This is a genomic window from Rathayibacter sp. AY1D5, assembly GCF_002932515.1.
In the GTDB taxonomy this organism is placed as follows: domain Bacteria; phylum Actinomycetota; class Actinomycetes; order Actinomycetales; family Microbacteriaceae; genus Rathayibacter.
On sequence record NZ_PSVU01000043.1, the window covers coordinates 1 to 16,389 of the forward strand.

Sequence of the window (16,389 nt, forward strand, 5' to 3'; positions counted from 1 at the left end):
CATCGCCGACGGCATCGTCGAGCAGATCATCCGCCCGACCGGCCTGATCGATCCCGAGATCGTCGTCAAGCCGACGAAGGGCCAGATCGACGACCTGCTCGAGGAGATCAAGCGCCGCACCGAGCGCGACGAGCGCGTGCTCGTCACGACGCTGACGAAGCGCATGGCCGAGGAGCTCACCGACTTCCTCACGGAGGCCGGCGTCCGGGTCCGCTACCTGCACTCCGACGTCGACACCCTGAGGCGCGTCGAGCTCCTCTCGGAGCTGCGAGCGGGCGTGTACGACGTCCTGGTCGGCATCAACCTGCTGCGCGAGGGGCTCGACCTGCCCGAGGTCTCGCTCGTGGCGATCCTCGACGCCGACAAGGAGGGCTTCCTCCGCTCGTCCACGTCGCTCATCCAGACGATCGGCCGTGCGGCGCGCAACGTCTCGGGCGAGGTCCACATGTACGCCGACAAGGTGACGGACTCGATGCGGCTCGCGATCGACGAGACCGACCGCCGACGCGAGAAGCAGGTCGCCTACAACCTCGACCACGGCATCGACCCGACGCCGCTGCGGAAGAAGATCGCCGATATCACCGACGCCCTCGCCCGCGAGGGGGCCGACACCGCCAAGCTGCTCGCCGGGCGCGACGCCAAGAAGAAGAGCCCGACGCCGAACCTGCGCCGTCAGGGTCTCGCCGCGAACGGCGGCAACGACCTCGAGGCGATCATCTCCGACCTCAACGGGCAGATGCTCCAGGCGGCGGGCGAGCTCAAGTTCGAGCTCGCGGCCCGGCTGCGGGACGAGGTCCAGGAGCTCAAGCGCGAGCTCCGCCAGATGGAGAAGGCCGGGCACCTGTCCTGATCGGGGGCGCTGATCCGCAAGGGGAGGGGCCCGCGGATCAGCGCCCAGCGAACGCCACGGGCGATGTCGGTGGCTCCGCATACACTTTCGGAGTGTCGATCCTGAACGCCGTTACGGACCCCTCCTCCACCCCCTCTCCCTCCTTCCACCGCTTCGTCTCCTCGCTCGACGAGTCGTCCTCGAAGCTGGTGGTGAGCGGCGCGCGGGTGCACAACCTGCAGAACGTCGACCTCGAGATCCCGCGCGACTCGATGGTGGTGTTCACCGGTCTCTCGGGCTCGGGCAAGTCCTCCCTGGCCTTCGACACGATCTTCGCGGAGGGCCAGCGGCGCTACGTCGAGTCCCTCTCCGCGTACGCCCGCCAGTTCCTCGGGCAGGTGGACCGGCCGGACGTCGACTTCATCGAGGGCCTCAGCCCCGCGGTCTCGATCGACCAGAAGTCGACGAACCGCAACCCGCGCTCCACCGTCGGCACGATCACCGAGATCTTCGACTACATGCGTCTGCTCTGGGCGCGCATCGGCGTCCCGCACTGCCCCATCTGCAGCGAGCGGATCTCCGCGCAGACCGTGCAGCAGATCGCCGACCAGCTGATGGAGCTCGAGACCGGTACCCGCTACCAGATCCTCAGCCCCGTCGTCTCGCAGAAGAAGGGCGAGTTCGTCGACCTCTTCAAGGAGCTGACCGCGGGCGGCTACTCCCGCGCCATGGTGGACGGGAAGCTCGTCCAGCTGAGCGAGCCGCCGGTGCTCAAGAAGCAGTACAAGCACGACATCTCCGTCGTGGTCGACCGGCTCGTGGCCGGCCCCGACATCCTCGGGCGCCTCACCGACTCGCTCGAGACGGCCCTGCGGCTCACCGACGGCATCGTGCAGATCAACTACGTCGACGGCGAGGGCGACGGCGCCTGGACCACCTACTCCGAGAAGCTGTCCTGCCCCAACAACCACCCGATCTCGCTGACCGAGATCGAGCCGCGGACCTTCTCCTTCAACGCGCCCTTCGGCGCCTGCCCGGAGTGCTCGGGCCTCGGCACGCGCATGTCGGTCGACGACGAGCTGCTGCTCGGCGACCCCGACCTGAGCATCGCCGAGGGCGTCATCATCCCCTGGACCACCCAGGGCAAGGGCCTGTTCCAGTACTACGAGAAGCTGCTCGACGGCCTCTCCCGCGACCTCGGCTTCACGCTCACCACCCCGTGGAAGCGCCTCAGCACCGAGGTGCAGCAGGCCGTCCTCCACGGCGACAACTTCGAGGTCAAGGTCAAGTGGAAGAACCGCTACGGCCGCGAGATGAGCTACACCTCGGGCTTCGAGGGCGTCGTGCCCTACATCGAGCGCCAGTTCGTCCAGGCCGAGACCGACGTCCAGCGCACCCGCTGGTCCGAGTTCCTCCGCGAGGTGCCCTGCCCCGTGTGCAAGGGCTCCCGCCTCAAGCCCGAGGTGCTCGCCGTGCTCGTGCACGGGGCGAGCATCGCGGACGTGGCCGACCTCAGCCTCGGCGACGCCCAGGACTTCATGAGCCGGCTCGAGCTGACCGACCGCGAGGCGCACATCGCCGCGCAGGTGCTGCGCGAGATCCGCGCGCGCATCGACTTCCTCATCGAAGTCGGGCTCAACTACCTCAACCTCTCGCGCGCCGCCGCCTCCCTGTCGGGCGGCGAGGCGCAGCGCATCCGCCTGGCGACCCAGATCGGCTCCGGGCTGACCGGCGTGCTCTACGTGCTCGACGAGCCGAGCATCGGCCTGCACCAGCGCGACAACCGCCGCCTGATCGACACCCTCATCAAGCTGCGCGACCTGGGCAACACGCTGATCGTGGTCGAGCACGACGAGGACACCATCCGCACCGCCGACTGGATCGTCGACATCGGCCCGGGCGCCGGAGTCAACGGCGGCAAGGTCGTGCACTCCGGCTCCTACGAGTCGCTGCTCGAGAACACCCACTCGCTCACCGGCGACTACGTCTCGGGCCGCAAGGCGATCGAGGTCCCGAAGAAGCGGCGGAAGATCGACCGCAAGCGGATGATCAAGGTCGTCGGGGCGAACGCCAACAACCTCCGCAAGGTCGACGCGGAGTTCCCGCTCGGCACGTTCGTCGCGGTCACCGGGGTCTCCGGCTCCGGCAAGAGCACCCTCGTGAACGACATCCTCTACCGCGTGCTCGCCAACCAGCTCAACGGCGCCCGCAAGGTGCCGGGCAAGCACACGCGCGTCACCGGCCTCGAGAACCTCGACAAGGTCGTGCACGTCGACCAGAATCCGATCGGCCGCACGCCGCGCTCGAACCCCGCCACCTACACGGGCGTGTTCGACCGCATCCGCAACCTCTTCGCCGAGACCACCGAGGCGAAGGCGCGGGGGTACCTGCCCGGCCGCTTCAGCTTCAACGTCAAGGGCGGCCGCTGCGAGGCCTGCTCGGGCGACGGCACCATCAAGATCGAGATGAACTTCCTGCCCGACGTCTACGTGGCGTGCGAGGTCTGCGGGGGAGCGCGCTACAACCGCGACACCCTGACCGTGCACTACAAGGGCAAGAACATCGCCGAGGTGCTCGACATGCCGATCGCCGAGGCGGCCGACTTCTTCGAGCCGATCACGGCGATCCACCGCTTCCTCCGCACGCTGGTGGAGGTGGGCCTCGGCTACGTCCGCCTCGGGCAGAGCGCGACCACGCTCTCCGGCGGCGAGGCGCAGCGCGTCAAGCTGGCGACCGAGCTCCAGCGCCGCTCCAACGGCCGCAGCGTCTACGTGCTCGACGAGCCGACGACGGGCCTGCACTTCGAGGACGTCCGCAAGCTCCTCCTCGTCCTCAACGGCCTGGTCGACAAGGGCAACACGGTGATCACCATCGAGCACAACCTCGACGTCATCAAGTCGGCCGACTGGCTGATCGACATGGGTCCCGAGGGCGGCGCCGGCGGCGGACAGGTGGTCGCGGTGGGCACCCCCGAGCACGTGGCGAAGGTCGAGGGCAGCCACACCGGCATGTTCCTCGCCGAGATCCTCGGCTGACGCGAGCGAGAGGCATGGCGCAGACAGTCGACTTCCGGCCGAAGCCGGGTGAGATCCCGACCCTCCCGGGCGTGTACCGCTTCACGGACGCCCGGGGGCGGGTGCTCTACGTGGGCAAGGCCAAGAACCTCCGCGCGCGGCTGAGCAACTACTTCGCCCCGCTGCCGAGCCTGCACGAGCGCACCCGCCGGATGGTCACCTCGGCCTCCGGGGTCGAGTGGACCGTCGTCGGCACCGACGTCGAGGCCCTGCAGCTCGAGTTCACCTGGATCAACGAGTTCGATCCACCCTTCAACGTCAAGTTCCGCGACGACAAGTCCTACCCCTACATGGCGGTGACGCTCGGCGACGAGGCCCCGCGGGTGATGGTCACGCGGAACGCCAAGATCAGGAAGGCCCGCTACTTCGGGCCCTACCCCAAGATCTGGGCGATCCACGAGACGATCGACCTGATGATCAAGGCGTTCCCGATCAGGACCTGCAACGACTCCAACTACAAGCGCGCCATGCAGAGCGGCAAGCCCTGCTTCGCGTCGCAGATCGGCCGCTGCGGCGGGCCCTGCTCCCACCGCGTCACCTTCGCCGAGCACCGCGAGATGGTCGACCGCTTCGTCGCCTTCATGGGCAGCCACGACCGCCGGATGATCGGCGAGCTCGAGAAGGAGATGCGCGAGGCCGCGGCGGCGATGGAGTACGAGCGCGCGGGGAAGCTGCGCGATCAGGCCGCCGCCCTCGACGCGGTCCTCGCCAAGAGCGCGGTCGTGCTCAAGGACAACGTGGACGTCGACCTCTACGCGATCGTCCACGACGAGCTCGCCGCCTCCGTGCAGCAGTTCCGGGTCCGCGGCGGGCGCATCCGCGGCGAGCGGGGCTGGGTCGTCGACAAGGAGCTCGACATGAGCACGGCGGAGCTCGTCGACACGGCCCTCCAGGCCGCCTACGAGACCGGCGACGTCCCGCCCCGGGAGGTCGTCGTGCCGGAGCTGCCCGAGGACACCGAGGCGCTCGAGGAGTGGCTGAGCGGACTGCGCGGCACGAACGTGCGCCTCCGAGCGGCCCAGCGCGGAGACAAGGCCGCCCTTCTCGAGACGGCGACGCAGAACGCGAAGCACTCGCTGATGCTCTACAAGACCCGCCGCTCCGCCGACTTCACCGCTCGGACGCAGGCTCTGGAGGACATCCGCGACGCCCTCGGCATGAGCGAGGCGCCGCTCCGGATGGAGTGCTACGACGTCTCCCACCTCAGCGGCACCAACATCGTCGCCTCGATGGTGGTCTTCGAGGACGGGCTCGCGCGGAAGGACCAGTACCGGCGGTTCTCCATCGCGGAGTCGACGGACGACACCGAGTCGCTGTACCAGGTGCTCACCCGCCGCCTCGCCTACCTCCGCGAGCCGGTCGAGCCCGCGGCGGTCGACCCCGAGACCGGCGAGGCCAAGCGGCGCAAGTTCTCGTACCCCCCGCAGCTGCTGATCGTCGACGGCGGCCAGCCGCAGGTCGCGGCGGCGCAGCGCGCGCTCGACGAGTCCGGGGTGACCGGCATCACCCTCTGCGGGATCGCCAAGCGCCTCGAGGAGATCTGGCTGCCGGACTCCGACTTCCCCGTCATCCTGCCGCGCAACAGCGATGCGCTCTTCCTCTTCCAGCGCATCCGCGACGAGGCGCACCGCTTCGCGATCACCCACCAGAGGACGCGTCGCAAGCGCGACATCTCGTCGCAGCTGGCCGAGGTGCCCGGGCTCGGAGGCACGCGAGTCCGCGACCTGCTGAAGCACTTCGGATCCGTCGCCCGGCTCCGCGAGGCGGGCGAGGCCGAGATCGCCGAGGTCAAGGGCATCGGCCCGACGCTGGCGGGCGCGATCCACGCGCACCTGCATCCGGACGGGTCCGCCGTCGGGGGCACGCCCTAGGCTGGAGGCCCGCGCTCCGGGGGAGAGCGGCCGGTGCCCCGCACCGAGGACACGAGCAGACACGAGCACGGAGAGCGCATGAGCACGGAGAGCGAGCAGCAGGACGTGCTGATCGTCACGGGGATGTCCGGAGCGGGCCGGTCCACGGCCGCGAACGCGCTGGAGGACCTCGGCTGGTACGTCGTCGACAACCTGCCGCCGCAGATGCTGCGCCCGCTGGTCGACCTGGCGCAGCGTGCGGGGGACACGCTGCCGAAGATCGCGGCGGTCGTCGACGTCCGCGGACGCGACTTCTTCGAGGACCTCGGCGACATCGTCCGCGAGCTGCGCGCCGGGGTCGACCTCCGAGTGGTGTTCCTCGAGGCCACCGACGCCGCGCTCGTCCGCCGCTTCGAGCAGGTGCGCCGTCCGCACCCGCTGCAGGGCCGGGGGACCCTCCTCGACGGCATCTCCGCCGAGCGGACGCGCCTCGCTCAGCTGCGGGAGTCGGCCGACATCGTCATCGACACCTCGGACCTCAACATCCACCAGCTGGCCACCAGCATCACCGAGCGCTTCGCCGAGGCCGGCCGCGCGGGCCTCCAGGTCACGGTGATGAGCTTCGGCTTCAAGTACGGGCTGCCGACGGACGCCGACATGGTGGCCGACGCGCGGTTCCTGCCGAACCCGTACTGGATCCCGGAGCTGCGTCCGCACACGGGTCTCGACGAAGAGGTGAGAGACTACGTGCTGGCCCAGCAGGGCGCCGAGGAGTTCATCGACTCCTACTCCCGGGCCCTGCGCCCCGTGCTCGACGGCTACCAGCGCGAGAACAAGCGCCACGCGACCATCGCGATCGGCTGCACGGGAGGCAAGCACCGCTCCGTCGCGGTCGCGGGCCGTGTCGCGGCCCGTCTGGCCGAGCTGCCGGGCGTCGCCGTCAACGTGGCGCACCGCGACCTCGGCCGAGAATGATCCCCGCGCGCTCAGCCGCGCACCCGACGTAAGGAAGACTCCGTGGCCCTCACCGCAGACGTCAAGGGCGAACTGGTCGCGATCGTCTCGCGCAAGAACACCGTCCGTGCCGCCGAACTGGCGACCATCCTCCGCTTCTCCGGAGGACTGCACATCATCTCCAACCGCCTCGCGGTCGAGGTCGAGCTCGACTCCGCCCCGCTCGCGACCCGCGTGCGCCGCGACCTCGCCGAGCTGTACGGCGTCCGCAGCGAGGGCAGCATCGTCTCGGCCGGCGGATCCCGGAGGACCACGAGCTGGCTGGTGCGCGTCGTCGAGGGCGGGGACACCCTCGCCCGGCAGACCGGCCTCCTCGACCAGCGGGGCCGGCCCGTCCGCGGCCTGCCCAACCGCCTCACGACCGGCTCCCGCGAGGAGCTCGCCGCCCTGTGGCGCGGCGCCTTCCTCGCCCAGGGCTCGCTGACCGACCCGGGCCGCTCCGCGGCGCTCGAGATCGTCTGCCCCGGCAACGAGGCGGCCATGGCGATCGTCGGAGCCGCCGGACGCCTGGGAGTCCAGGCCAAGTCCCGCGAGGTGCGCGGCGTCCACCGGGTCGTCATCCGCGACGGCGAGAGCATCAGCGCGATGCTCACCCTGATGGGCGCGACCGCGACCGTCGCGAGCTGGGAGGAGCTGCGCCAGCGCCGCGAGGTGCGGGCGACCGCGAACCGCCTCGTCAACTTCGACGACGCGAACCTCCGCCGCTCCGCCCAGGCCGCCGTCGCGGCGTGCGCCCGCGTCGAGCGCGCGATGGAGATCCTGGGCGACGACATCCCCGAGCACCTCCGCTACGCCGGGCGCCTGCGCCTCGCGCACCGCGACGCGAGCCTCGACGAGCTCGGCCACCACGCCGATCCGCCGATGACGAAGGACGCCGTCGCCGGCCGCATCCGCCGCCTCCTTGCGATGGCCGACAAGCGCGCGTCCGACCTCGACATCCCGGGCACCGACGCGAACCTCCCGGCAGAGCTGCAGGACCTGTAGGCCCGGCCGCACGGCGCGCCCCGCCCGGCGAACGCTGAGTGTCTCCTGGTCGAACAACGCAAGCCCTCCGAACGCGGAGGGGCCCCCTCGCTAGACTGATCGGGTCGCTCAGGACACTCCCGGCCCTCCTCCTCCGCCTCGCGGAGGACGCCGAGACGCCGGCGGGTCGCACGGGAGCGACGACCACGAACAGGAGATCGCACATGGCTGACTACACGCTCGCCGAACTGCCCTACGACTACTCGGCCCTCGAGCCGAACATCAGTGGGCGGATCATGGAGCTCCACCACGACAAGCACCACGCGACGTACGTGGCCGGGGCGAACACCGCCCTCGCCTCGCTGCAGGAGGCTCGCGACAGCGAGAACCTCGCGAACGTGAACAAGCTCCAGAAGGACCTCGCCTTCAACCTCGCCGGTCACGTGAACCACACCGTGTTCTGGAACAACCTCTCGCCGGACGGCGGCGACAAGCCCGTCGGCGAGCTCGCCGCGGCCATCGACGACGACTTCGGGTCGTTCGACAAGTTCCGCGCCCACTTCACCGCCTCGGCCCTCGGCATCCAGGGCTCCGGCTGGTCGATCCTCGCCTGGGACTCGCTCGGCGAGAAGCTCATCATCGAGCAGCTCTACGACCACCAGGGCAACCTCGCCGCGGCGACCGTCCCGGTCCTCCTCCTCGACATGTGGGAGCACGCCTTCTACCTCGACTACGTCAACGTGAAGGCCGACTACGTCAAGGCGTTCTGGAACATCGTGAACTGGGCCGACGTCTCCGCGCGCTTCGAGAAGGCCCGCGAGAAGACTTCGGGCCTGCTGCTACTGTCGTAGCGATCTCGGCGTCCCGGGCCCCGTGTCCGGGACGCCCTGTCGTCGGCTTCCACCCCTCCACTGCACCGTCGAGGTGCCTTTCCTCACCAGGAGATATCTGTGTCCGTCAAGATCGGCATCAACGGCTTCGGCCGTATCGGCCGTAACTTCTTCCGTGCAGCCCTCGCCAAGGGCAGCGACCTCGAGATCGTCGCGGTCAACGACCTCACCGACAACAAGGCCCTCGCGCACCTCCTGAAGTACGACTCCATCACGGGCCGCCTCGACGCGACCGTCGAGCTCGACGGCGACCGCATCGTCGTCAACGGCAAGCCGATCATCGTCCTCGAGGAGCGCGACCCCGCGAACCTCCCCTGGGGCGAGCTGGGAGTCGACGTCGTCATCGAGTCGACCGGCCGCTTCACCAAGTCGGAGGACGCGCGCAAGCACATCACCGCGGGTGCCAAGAAGGTCATCGTCTCCGCTCCCGCCACCGGCAGCGACGTCGCGACCCTGGTCCTCGGTGTGAACGAGAACACCTACGACCCCGCGACGCACGACATCATCTCGAACGCGTCCTGCACCACGAACTGCCTCGCGCCGCTCGCCAAGGTACTGCTCGACAACTTCGGCATCGAGCGCGGCCTGATGACCACGGTCCACGCGTACACCGCCGACCAGAACCTCCAGGACGGCCCGCACAGCGACCTGCGTCGCGCCCGCGCCGCCGCCGTCAACATCATCCCGACCTCGACCGGTGCCGCCAAGGCGCTCGGCCTGGTCATCCCGGAGCTCGTCGGCAAGCTCGACGGCTACGCCCTCCGCGTCCCGGTCCCGACCGGCTCGATCACCGACCTCACCGTCGAGCTGACCAAGCCCGCCACCGTCGAGGAGATCAACGCGGCGTACAAGGCGGCCTCCGAGGGAGACCTCAAGGGCATCCTCAAGTACACCGAGGACCCGATCGTCTCGAGCGACATCGTGACCGACCCGCACTCGTCGATCTTCGACGCGGGCCTCACGAAGGTCATCGGCAGCCAGGTCAAGGTCGCCTCCTGGTACGACAACGAGTGGGGCTACTCCAACCGCCTCGTCGACGTCACCGAGTTCGTCGCCGGCAAGCTCTAAGGGCTGCGCGCAGTGACGCTCCGCACTCTGGACTCACTGGGCTCCCTCGCAGGCAAGCGCGTCGTCGTCCGCTGCGATCTGAACGTCCCCCTGAAGGACGGAACGATCACGGACGACGGCCGCGTGCGCGCGTCGGTGCCCACGCTCCAGCGTCTGGTCTCCGAGGGCGCCCGAGTCGTGGTCGTGAGCCACCTCGGGCGCCCCGAGGGGAAGCCCGAGGCGAAGTACAGCCTCGCTCCCGTCGCCGCCCGCCTCGGCGAGCTGCTCGACGCTCCGGTGGCCTTCGCCGAGGACACCGTCGGGGAGGCGGCCTCGGCCGCCGTCGACGCCCTCGAGGACGGCCAGGTCGTCGTCCTCGAGAACCTCCGGTTCAACGCCGGCGAGACGAGCAAGGACGAGGCCGAGCGCCGCACCTTCGCCGAGAAGCTGGCCGCCTACGGCGACGCCTTCGTCTCCGACGGGTTCGGCGTCGTGCACCGCAAGCAGGCGAGCGTCTACGAGCTCGCCGAGCTTCTCCCCAGCGCCGCCGGCACGCTGATCGCGGCCGAGCTCGAGGTGCTGGAGCGGCTCACCGAGAAGCCCGAGCGCCCCTACGCGGTCGTCCTCGGCGGCTCGAAGGTCTCGGACAAGCTCGGCGTGATCGAGCACCTGCTGCCGAAGGTCGACTCGATCCTCATCGGCGGCGGAATGCTCTTCACCTTCCTCAAGGCCCAGGGCCACGAGGTCGGCGCCAGCCTGCTGGAGGCGGACCAGGTCGACACCGTACTCGGTTACCTCGCGAAGGCGAAGGAGCTGGGCGTGGAGATCGTCCTGCCGACGGACGTCGTCGTGGCGTCGGAGTTCGGCCCCGACGCCGAGCACCAGGTCGCCTCGGCCGACGCGATCGAGGGCACGCCTTTCGGTGAGAAGGGCCTCGGCCTGGACATCGGACCGGACACCGCCGCGCACTTCGCCGAGATCATCGCGGCGTCCGAGACGGTGTTCTGGAACGGCCCCATGGGCGTCTTCGAGCTCGAGCCGTTCGCGGCGGGCACCAAGACCGTCGCGCAGGCGCTCACCGAGGTCGACGGTCTCAGCGTCGTCGGCGGAGGCGACTCCGCCGCGGCCGTCCGCGCCCTCGGGTTCCGCGACGACCAGTTCGGCCACATCTCGACGGGAGGCGGAGCGAGCCTCGAATTCCTCGAGGGCAAGCGCCTCCCCGGACTGGAGGTCCTCGGATGGTAGACACCGCCGCCCGCACCCCGCTCATCGCCGGCAACTGGAAGATGAACCTGGACCACCTCCAGGCCATCGCCTTCGTGCAGAAGCTGGCGTGGAGCCTCAAGGACGCCGACCACGACTTCGACGGCGTCGAGGTCGCGGTGTTCCCGCCCTTCACGGACCTCCGGCCCGTGCAGATCCTCGTCGACTCGGACAAGCTGCCGCTCAAGTACGGTGCGCAGGACGTCTCGAAGTTCGACAGCGGCGCCTACACCGGCGAGATCTCGGGCCAGTTCCTGAAGCAGCTCGACTGCGACTACGTGATCGTCGGCCACTCGGAGCGTCGCACGCTCCACGGCGAGACGGACGCGGACATCGCCGCCAAGTCGGCTGCGGCCGTCAATCACGGCGTCGCTCCGATCATCTGCGTCGGCGAGACCGCGGAGGACCTCGAGAAGCACGGCCCGTCGGCTGTGCCGGTCGCCCAGCTGAAGGAGGCCCTCACCGGCCTCCCCGCGGACGCCGACCTCGTCGTCGCCTACGAGCCGGTCTGGGCCATCGGCTCCGGACAGGCCGCGACGCCCGAGCAGGCCCAGCAGGTCTGCAAGGCGCTCCGCGGAGTCGTCGCCGACGTCCTCGGCGCCGACACCGCCGCGAAGACCCGCATCCTCTACGGCGGCTCCGTGAAGTCCGGCAACATCGCCGGTTTCATGCGCGAGCCCGACGTCGACGGAGCACTCGTCGGAGGCGCCAGCCTCCAGGTCGACGAGTTCGCGGCGATCGCGCGATTCCGGAACCACGTCGGGGTCTGAGCTGCTGCGACGAGAGGGCGGGCCCATCGGGCCCGCCCTCTCGTCGTCCACGCCGCTCCCTGCGCGGCGTGGCGCGGTCGGCTTCGCGACGGGGCGCGGTTCCGGGAGCGGGATGCGTCCGGCTACGTCGATCCGCTGGGACGCGGATCGCCGGTTCGCCTCGGAGATCCCACACCGGCATCACGCGTTGGCCGGTCCGGTGCCGTCAGCTCCTCGCGGGGTGCCCTCCGAGAGCGTGGCGCGTTCGGCTCGATCGATCCGAAAGTACGTGGATCACAGGCTCGCGGTCCGGCGACTGGAGAGGTTGTCGAGGGCGCCGCGACGAGGCCACCCGCTCCGCCCCTCGACGGACACTCGTATACATCGCTCCGAACACGGGACGACGCATTCCTCGCGGATTCGCAGGCGCCGTTATACTCGTCGGGGCGCGCAACGCGCCAGAACTTCGAAAGGTACCGCGTGGACATCCTCCAGGTCGTGCTCCAGGTCATCCTGGGCATCACGAGCCTCCTGCTCACCATGCTGATCCTGCTCCACAAGGGGCGCGGCGGCGGACTGTCCGACATGTTCGGGGGCGGAGTCACCTCCAACCTCGGCGCGTCGGGCGTCGCCGAGCGCAACCTGAACCGCATCACCGTGATCCTGGGCGTCGTCTGGCTGGCCTGCATCGTGGTGCTCGGACTCATCACCAAGTTCACCACCGGAGCATAGGGGTACTCGCAATGGCATCAGGCGGCAGTGCAATCCGCGGTTCGCGCGTCGGCGCAGGACCCATGGGCGAGCAGGACCGGGGCTTCCACGCGGAGCGCGTCGCGGTCTCCTACTGGGACGCTCTCGGCAACGAGACGGTGCGCCACTTCTCGGCGGCCCTCCCCGAGGACGAGATCCCCGAGGTGATCGACTCGCCGCAGTCCGGTCTCCCCGCTGGCCGCGACCGGGCGAACCCGCCGCAGGTCGCGAAGACCGAGCCCTACAAGACGCACCTCGCCTACGTGAAGGAGCGCCGCACCGAGGCCGAGGCGGCTCAGCTCCTCGAGGAGGCGCTGCAGCAGCTGCGCGCCCGACGAGGCACCGCGACCCCGTCCTGATCCTCACCGGACGACGAACGACGGAAGGCCCGCCCCCTCGGGGGACGGGCCTTCCGTCGTTTCCGGACCGTGCTCAGTAGCTCGGAGCGATGAGCGACTCGGGGACCTCGGCCGCTGCCTCCTGGTCGACGAAGAACACCGTGCGCTTGCGGCCGAACGCGCCCGACGCGGGCACCTCGTTCGTGCTGGCACCCGCGAGCGCGAGGCCCAGGGCCGAGGCCTTGTCGGCGCCGGCGAGCACCATCCAGATGCGGTCCGACTGGTTGATCAGCGGCAGCGTGAGGGTGAGGCGCTCGGGCGGCGGCTTCGGCGAGTTGCGGACAGCGAGGACGCCGGGCGTCGTGGAGCGGATCGCGGAGCGCTCGGGGAACAGCGACGCGATGTGCCCGTCCGGCCCGACGCCGAGGAAGGTGATGTCGAAGCGCGGGTAGTCGCGCCCCTCGGAGGCGTGCTCGCGCAGCTCCGCGTCGTAGGCAGCGGCGGCGCCGTCGAGGTCCAGGCCCTCGTCCGAGGCCGGGTAGGAGTGCACGTTCGCCGCCGGCACATCGAGGACGCTGAAGAGGTCCCCGGCCTGGACGTCGTTGCGGTCCTCGTGGCCGCGGGGCACCCAGCGCTCGTCGCCCCACCAGAAGTGCACGCGCGACCAGTCCACGTTGCCGGCGGCGGAGGAGGAGCCGATCTCCTTGAGCGTGGCGGCTCCCATCGTCCCTCCGGTGAGCACGACGTTCGCCGAACCCAGGTCGTCGAGGACGTCGATCGTCTTGGTGAGGAACCGGGCGGCGACCGAGCCGGCGAGGGTCTGCTTGTCGCGGTGGACCAGCACGCGGCGTTCGGTGGTCATCTCAGGGGACTCCTTCGGGTTCGGGTGCCGATCGGCGGGGTTCGGCTCCGTGTCGGGAAGCTCTGAGGTGCGGGCGCCCTGGACGGGCGCCCACACCTCAGGAGGCGCTGCGGGCCTCGGCCTTCTCAGTGAGCATGTCGACCCCGCGCGAGATCACTTCACCGTACAGGTCATCCGGGTCGAGCCGGCGCAGCTCCTCCGCCAGGCAGTCCCGGAGGCTGCGGCGGGGGAGCGAGATGTCGTGGACCGGCTGATCGGGCTGCGTGAGCGTCGCGACGTTGGGCACCGAGCGCTCGAGCTCGATCACTCCGGAGTCGCGGATGAGCCGGACGCCGTGAATCCCGCTGGACCCGGTCGCGCTGATCGTGAGCTCGTGGTCGACGGGGATGTCGAGCTCGAGCTGCAGCCAGGCGGCGAGCAGGATCGTGGAGGGGGAGTCGGGCGCGCCCGAGACCTCGACGGCCGTGATCGGCTCGTAGGGCGGCTGGTCGAGCACGGCGGCGAGCTGCGCGCGCCAGAGGGTGAGGCGGGTCCAGGCGAAGTCGGTGTCGCCGGGGGCGTAGGTGGACGCGAGGTGGTGCAGCGCTTCCGCCGGGTTCGACTGGGCCGACGCGTCGGTGATCCGCCGAGTGGCGATCCGGCCGATCGGGGACGCGGAGGCGTTGTCCGGAGCGCTGTTCGGCCACCAGGCCACGACGGGGGCGTCGGGGAGGAGCAGGCCCGTGACCAGGCTCTCCTCGTCCTCGGCCGCGTCTCCGTAGGGACGGAGCACGACGACCTCGCTCGCGCCGGCGTCGCCTCCGACCCGGATCTGCGCGTCGACCCGCGCCGTCGCGTCGACCGGGACCGTGGTGGTGCCGTCGTCCTTCGAGACCACGATGACGCGCATCGGGTGCTCGCGGGACGCGTCGTTCGCGGCCTCGATGGCCTCCTCCTCGTGACCCCGCGAGGTCGCGATGATGAGGGTGAGGACGCGGCCGAGGGCGACGGCGCCGCCCTCCTCGCGGATCTTGACGAGGGTCTTCGAGACCTCGCTCGTCGTGGTGTCGGGCAGATCGACGATCATGGACGCCTCCAGGTGCGGCCGTCGCGGGCGAGGAGCTCGTCGGCGGAATCGGGGCCCCAGGTTCCGGGGCGGTACTGCTCGGGCTGGCCCTGCGTGGCCCAGAACTCCTCGATCGGGTCGAGGATCTTCCAGGACAGCTCGACCTCCTCGTGCCGGGGGAAGAGCGGCGGCTCGCCCAGGAGGACGTCGAGGATGAGGCGCTCGTAGGCCTCGGGGCTCGCCTCGGTGAACGCGTGGCCGTAGCCGAAGTCCATCGTCACGTCGCGCACCTGCATGCCGGCGCCGGGCACCTTCGAGCCGAAGCGCATGGTGACGCCCTCGTCGGGCTGGACCCGGATGACGAGCGCGTTCTGGCCCAGCGACGTGGTCTGGCTCTCGGCGAAGAGCTGCTTCGGTGCCCGCTTGAACACGACCGCGATCTCGGTGACGCGGCGGCCGAGGCGCTTGCCGGCCCGCAGGTAGAACGGCACGCCGGCCCAGCGTCGGGTGCCGATGTCCAGGCGCATGGCGGCGTAGGTCTCGGTGGTCGAGGTGGGGCTCATGCCGTCCTCCTCGAGGAAGCCGAGCACCTTCTCGCCGCCCTGCCAGCCGCCGGCGTACTGCCCGCGGGCGGTCGCGGTGGAGAGGTCGGCGGGGAGGCGGACGGCCGCGAGGACCTTCTCCTTCTCCGCACGGAGGTCGGCCGCGTCGAACGAGATCGGCTCCTCCATGGCGGTCAGGGCGAGCAGCTGCAGCAGGTGGTTCTGGATGACGTCGCGCGCCGCTCCGATGCCGTCGTAGTAGCCCGCGCGCCCGCCCACGCCGATGTCCTCGGCCATGGTGATCTGCACGTGGTCGACGTAGTTCGAGTTCCAGAGCGGCTCGTACATCATGTTGGCGAAGCGGAGGGCCAGGATGTTCTGGACCGTCTCCTTGCCGAGGTAGTGGTCGATCCGGAAGACGGAGTCGGGCGGGAAGACCGACTCGACGACGTCGTTCAGCTCGCGAGCCGTCTTCAGGTCGCTGCCGAACGGCTTCTCGATGACGACGCGGCGCCACTGGCCGTCCTTCTGCTCGGCGAGGCCGGAGCTGCGCAGCTGCTCGGTGACCTGCGGGAAGGACTTCGGGGGGATCGAGAGGTAGAAGGCGAAGTTGCCGTTCGTGCCGCGCTCGCGGTCGAGGTCGTCGACGGTCGTCTTCAGGCGGGCGAACGCCTCGGGGTCGTCGAACTCGCCCTGCACGAACCTGATGCCCTGCGCGAGCTGCGCCCAGACCTCCTCGTGGAACTCGGTGCGGGCGTGCTTCTTCACGGAGTCGTGGACGACCTGCTCGAAGTCCTGGTCGTCCCAGTCGCGCCGGGCGAATCCGACGAGGGCGAAGCCGGGAGGCAGGAGGCCGCGGTTGGCGAGATCGTAGACCGCGGGCATGAGCTTCTTGCGGGAGAGGTCGCCGGTCACGCCGAAGATGACGAGGCCGCTGGGCCCGGCGATCCGGTTCAACCGGCGGTCGAAGCTCAACCTCAGCGGATTGAACTCGGGGGTGATGTCCACAGACATGTGCAGTGTCCTTCTGTGTGCCGGTGGGACCGGCGCACTGCTATCGGTGAGAGAGGGGGAGGAGCGGGCGGGCCCGGCTGCTGCCCCGGGAAGTGGTCGCGGGACGACCGCGGGCACGCCGCCGCGCGCTCGAGAGCGCAGCGGCGGCGTGCCCGTCGG

Annotated in this window: 14 protein-coding genes; 11 read left to right on the plus strand and 3 right to left on the minus strand. The window is 70.1% G+C overall.

From position 1 onward, the window contains the following. The 11 genes from C5C82_RS12780 to C5C82_RS12830 all read left to right on the plus strand — a co-directional run. A partial coding sequence (locus C5C82_RS12780) for a helicase-related protein (protein ID WP_181130051.1) occupies window positions 1–850 on the plus strand: 850 nt, incomplete at its 5' end. Window positions 851–1,038: 188 nt separating this feature from the next. Next, window positions 1,039–3,864, plus strand: a complete 2,826-nt coding sequence (uvrA, locus tag C5C82_RS12785) for an excinuclease ABC subunit UvrA (protein WP_244229661.1) — start codon at window positions 1,039–1,041, stop codon at window positions 3,862–3,864. Between the two features lie 14 nt (window positions 3,865–3,878). Further along, on the plus strand, window positions 3,879–5,774 hold the full coding sequence (gene uvrC, locus C5C82_RS12790; RefSeq protein ID WP_104232640.1) for an excinuclease ABC subunit UvrC: 1,896 nt from the start codon (window positions 3,879–3,881) through the stop codon (window positions 5,772–5,774). A gap of 78 nt (window positions 5,775–5,852) precedes the next feature. Next, a complete protein-coding gene (gene rapZ, locus C5C82_RS12795) occupies window positions 5,853–6,728 on the plus strand; it encodes an RNase adapter RapZ (protein ID WP_097166020.1) in 876 nt (291 codons plus the stop codon). Window positions 6,729–6,770: 42 nt separating this feature from the next. Beyond that, complete coding sequence (gene whiA / locus C5C82_RS12800; RefSeq protein ID WP_104237489.1) at window positions 6,771–7,751, plus strand: DNA-binding protein WhiA; 981 nt, start codon at window positions 6,771–6,773, stop codon at window positions 7,749–7,751. Window positions 7,752–7,954: 203 nt separating this feature from the next. Beyond that, window positions 7,955–8,581: a superoxide dismutase gene (locus tag C5C82_RS12805; protein ID WP_104355187.1), complete on the plus strand. Its 627-nt coding sequence runs from the start codon at window positions 7,955–7,957 to the stop codon at window positions 8,579–8,581. Between the two features lie 99 nt (window positions 8,582–8,680). After that, a complete protein-coding gene (gap, locus tag C5C82_RS12810; RefSeq protein WP_104221909.1) occupies window positions 8,681–9,688 on the plus strand; it encodes a type I glyceraldehyde-3-phosphate dehydrogenase in 1,008 nt (335 codons plus the stop codon). Between the two features lie 12 nt (window positions 9,689–9,700). After that, the gene (locus tag C5C82_RS12815; RefSeq protein WP_104263177.1) at window positions 9,701–10,912 is read left to right on the plus strand and encodes a phosphoglycerate kinase; all 1,212 of its coding nucleotides are present in this window, start codon (window positions 9,701–9,703) and stop codon (window positions 10,910–10,912) included. Further along, a complete protein-coding gene (tpiA, locus tag C5C82_RS12820; RefSeq protein WP_104221913.1) occupies window positions 10,906–11,700 on the plus strand; it encodes a triose-phosphate isomerase in 795 nt (264 codons plus the stop codon). The genes C5C82_RS12815 and tpiA overlap by 7 nt, the downstream gene beginning before the upstream one ends. A gap of 459 nt (window positions 11,701–12,159) precedes the next feature. Further along, window positions 12,160–12,411 (plus strand): preprotein translocase subunit SecG, encoded by a 252-nt coding sequence (gene secG / locus C5C82_RS12825; protein WP_104221915.1) that lies wholly within the window; start codon window positions 12,160–12,162, stop codon window positions 12,409–12,411. An 11-nt stretch (window positions 12,412–12,422) separates the two neighbouring features. Further along, the gene (locus C5C82_RS12830) at window positions 12,423–12,788 is read left to right on the plus strand and encodes an RNA polymerase-binding protein RbpA (RefSeq protein ID WP_055791968.1); all 366 of its coding nucleotides are present in this window, start codon (window positions 12,423–12,425) and stop codon (window positions 12,786–12,788) included. A 73-nt stretch (window positions 12,789–12,861) separates the two neighbouring features. Here the strand turns inward: C5C82_RS12830 and pgl are convergent, their stop codons facing one another. The 3 genes from pgl to zwf all read right to left on the minus strand — a co-directional run bounded on the left by pgl (window position 12,862) and on the right by zwf (window position 16,230). Then, complete coding sequence (gene pgl, locus C5C82_RS12835; protein WP_104221917.1) at window positions 12,862–13,629, minus strand: 6-phosphogluconolactonase; 768 nt, start codon at window positions 13,627–13,629, stop codon at window positions 12,862–12,864. Window positions 13,630–13,726: 97 nt separating this feature from the next. Further along, entirely contained in the window at window positions 13,727–14,695 is a 969-nt protein-coding gene (locus C5C82_RS12840; RefSeq protein WP_104232638.1) for a glucose-6-phosphate dehydrogenase assembly protein OpcA, read from the minus strand. Then, on the minus strand, window positions 14,692–16,230 hold the full coding sequence (gene zwf / locus C5C82_RS12845; RefSeq protein WP_104246802.1) for a glucose-6-phosphate dehydrogenase: 1,539 nt from the start codon (window positions 16,228–16,230) through the stop codon (window positions 14,692–14,694). The genes C5C82_RS12840 and zwf overlap by 4 nt, the downstream gene beginning before the upstream one ends. Between the last annotated feature and the right edge of the window lie 159 nt (window positions 16,231–16,389).

What these genes read in the sequence shown, in the direction of transcription:
- uvrC (WP_104232640.1), top strand. Translation starts at nt 3,879, where the DNA reads ATGGCGCAGACAGTCGACTTCCGGCCGAAGCCGGGTGAGATCCCGACC.
- rapZ (WP_097166020.1), top strand. Translation starts at nt 5,853, where the DNA reads ATGAGCACGGAGAGCGAGCAGCAGGACGTGCTGATCGTCACGGGGATG.
- C5C82_RS12805 (WP_104355187.1), top strand. Translation starts at nt 7,955, where the DNA reads ATGGCTGACTACACGCTCGCCGAACTGCCCTACGACTACTCGGCCCTC.
- tpiA (WP_104221913.1), top strand. Translation starts at nt 10,906, where the DNA reads ATGGTAGACACCGCCGCCCGCACCCCGCTCATCGCCGGCAACTGGAAG.
- C5C82_RS12830 (WP_055791968.1), top strand. Translation starts at nt 12,423, where the DNA reads ATGGCATCAGGCGGCAGTGCAATCCGCGGTTCGCGCGTCGGCGCAGGA.
- pgl (WP_104221917.1), bottom strand. Translation starts at nt 13,629, where the DNA reads ATGACCACCGAACGCCGCGTGCTGGTCCACCGCGACAAGCAGACCCTC.
- C5C82_RS12840 (WP_104232638.1), bottom strand. Translation starts at nt 14,695, where the DNA reads ATGATCGTCGATCTGCCCGACACCACGACGAGCGAGGTCTCGAAGACC.
- zwf (WP_104246802.1), bottom strand. Translation starts at nt 16,230, where the DNA reads ATGTCTGTGGACATCACCCCCGAGTTCAATCCGCTGAGGTTGAGCTTC.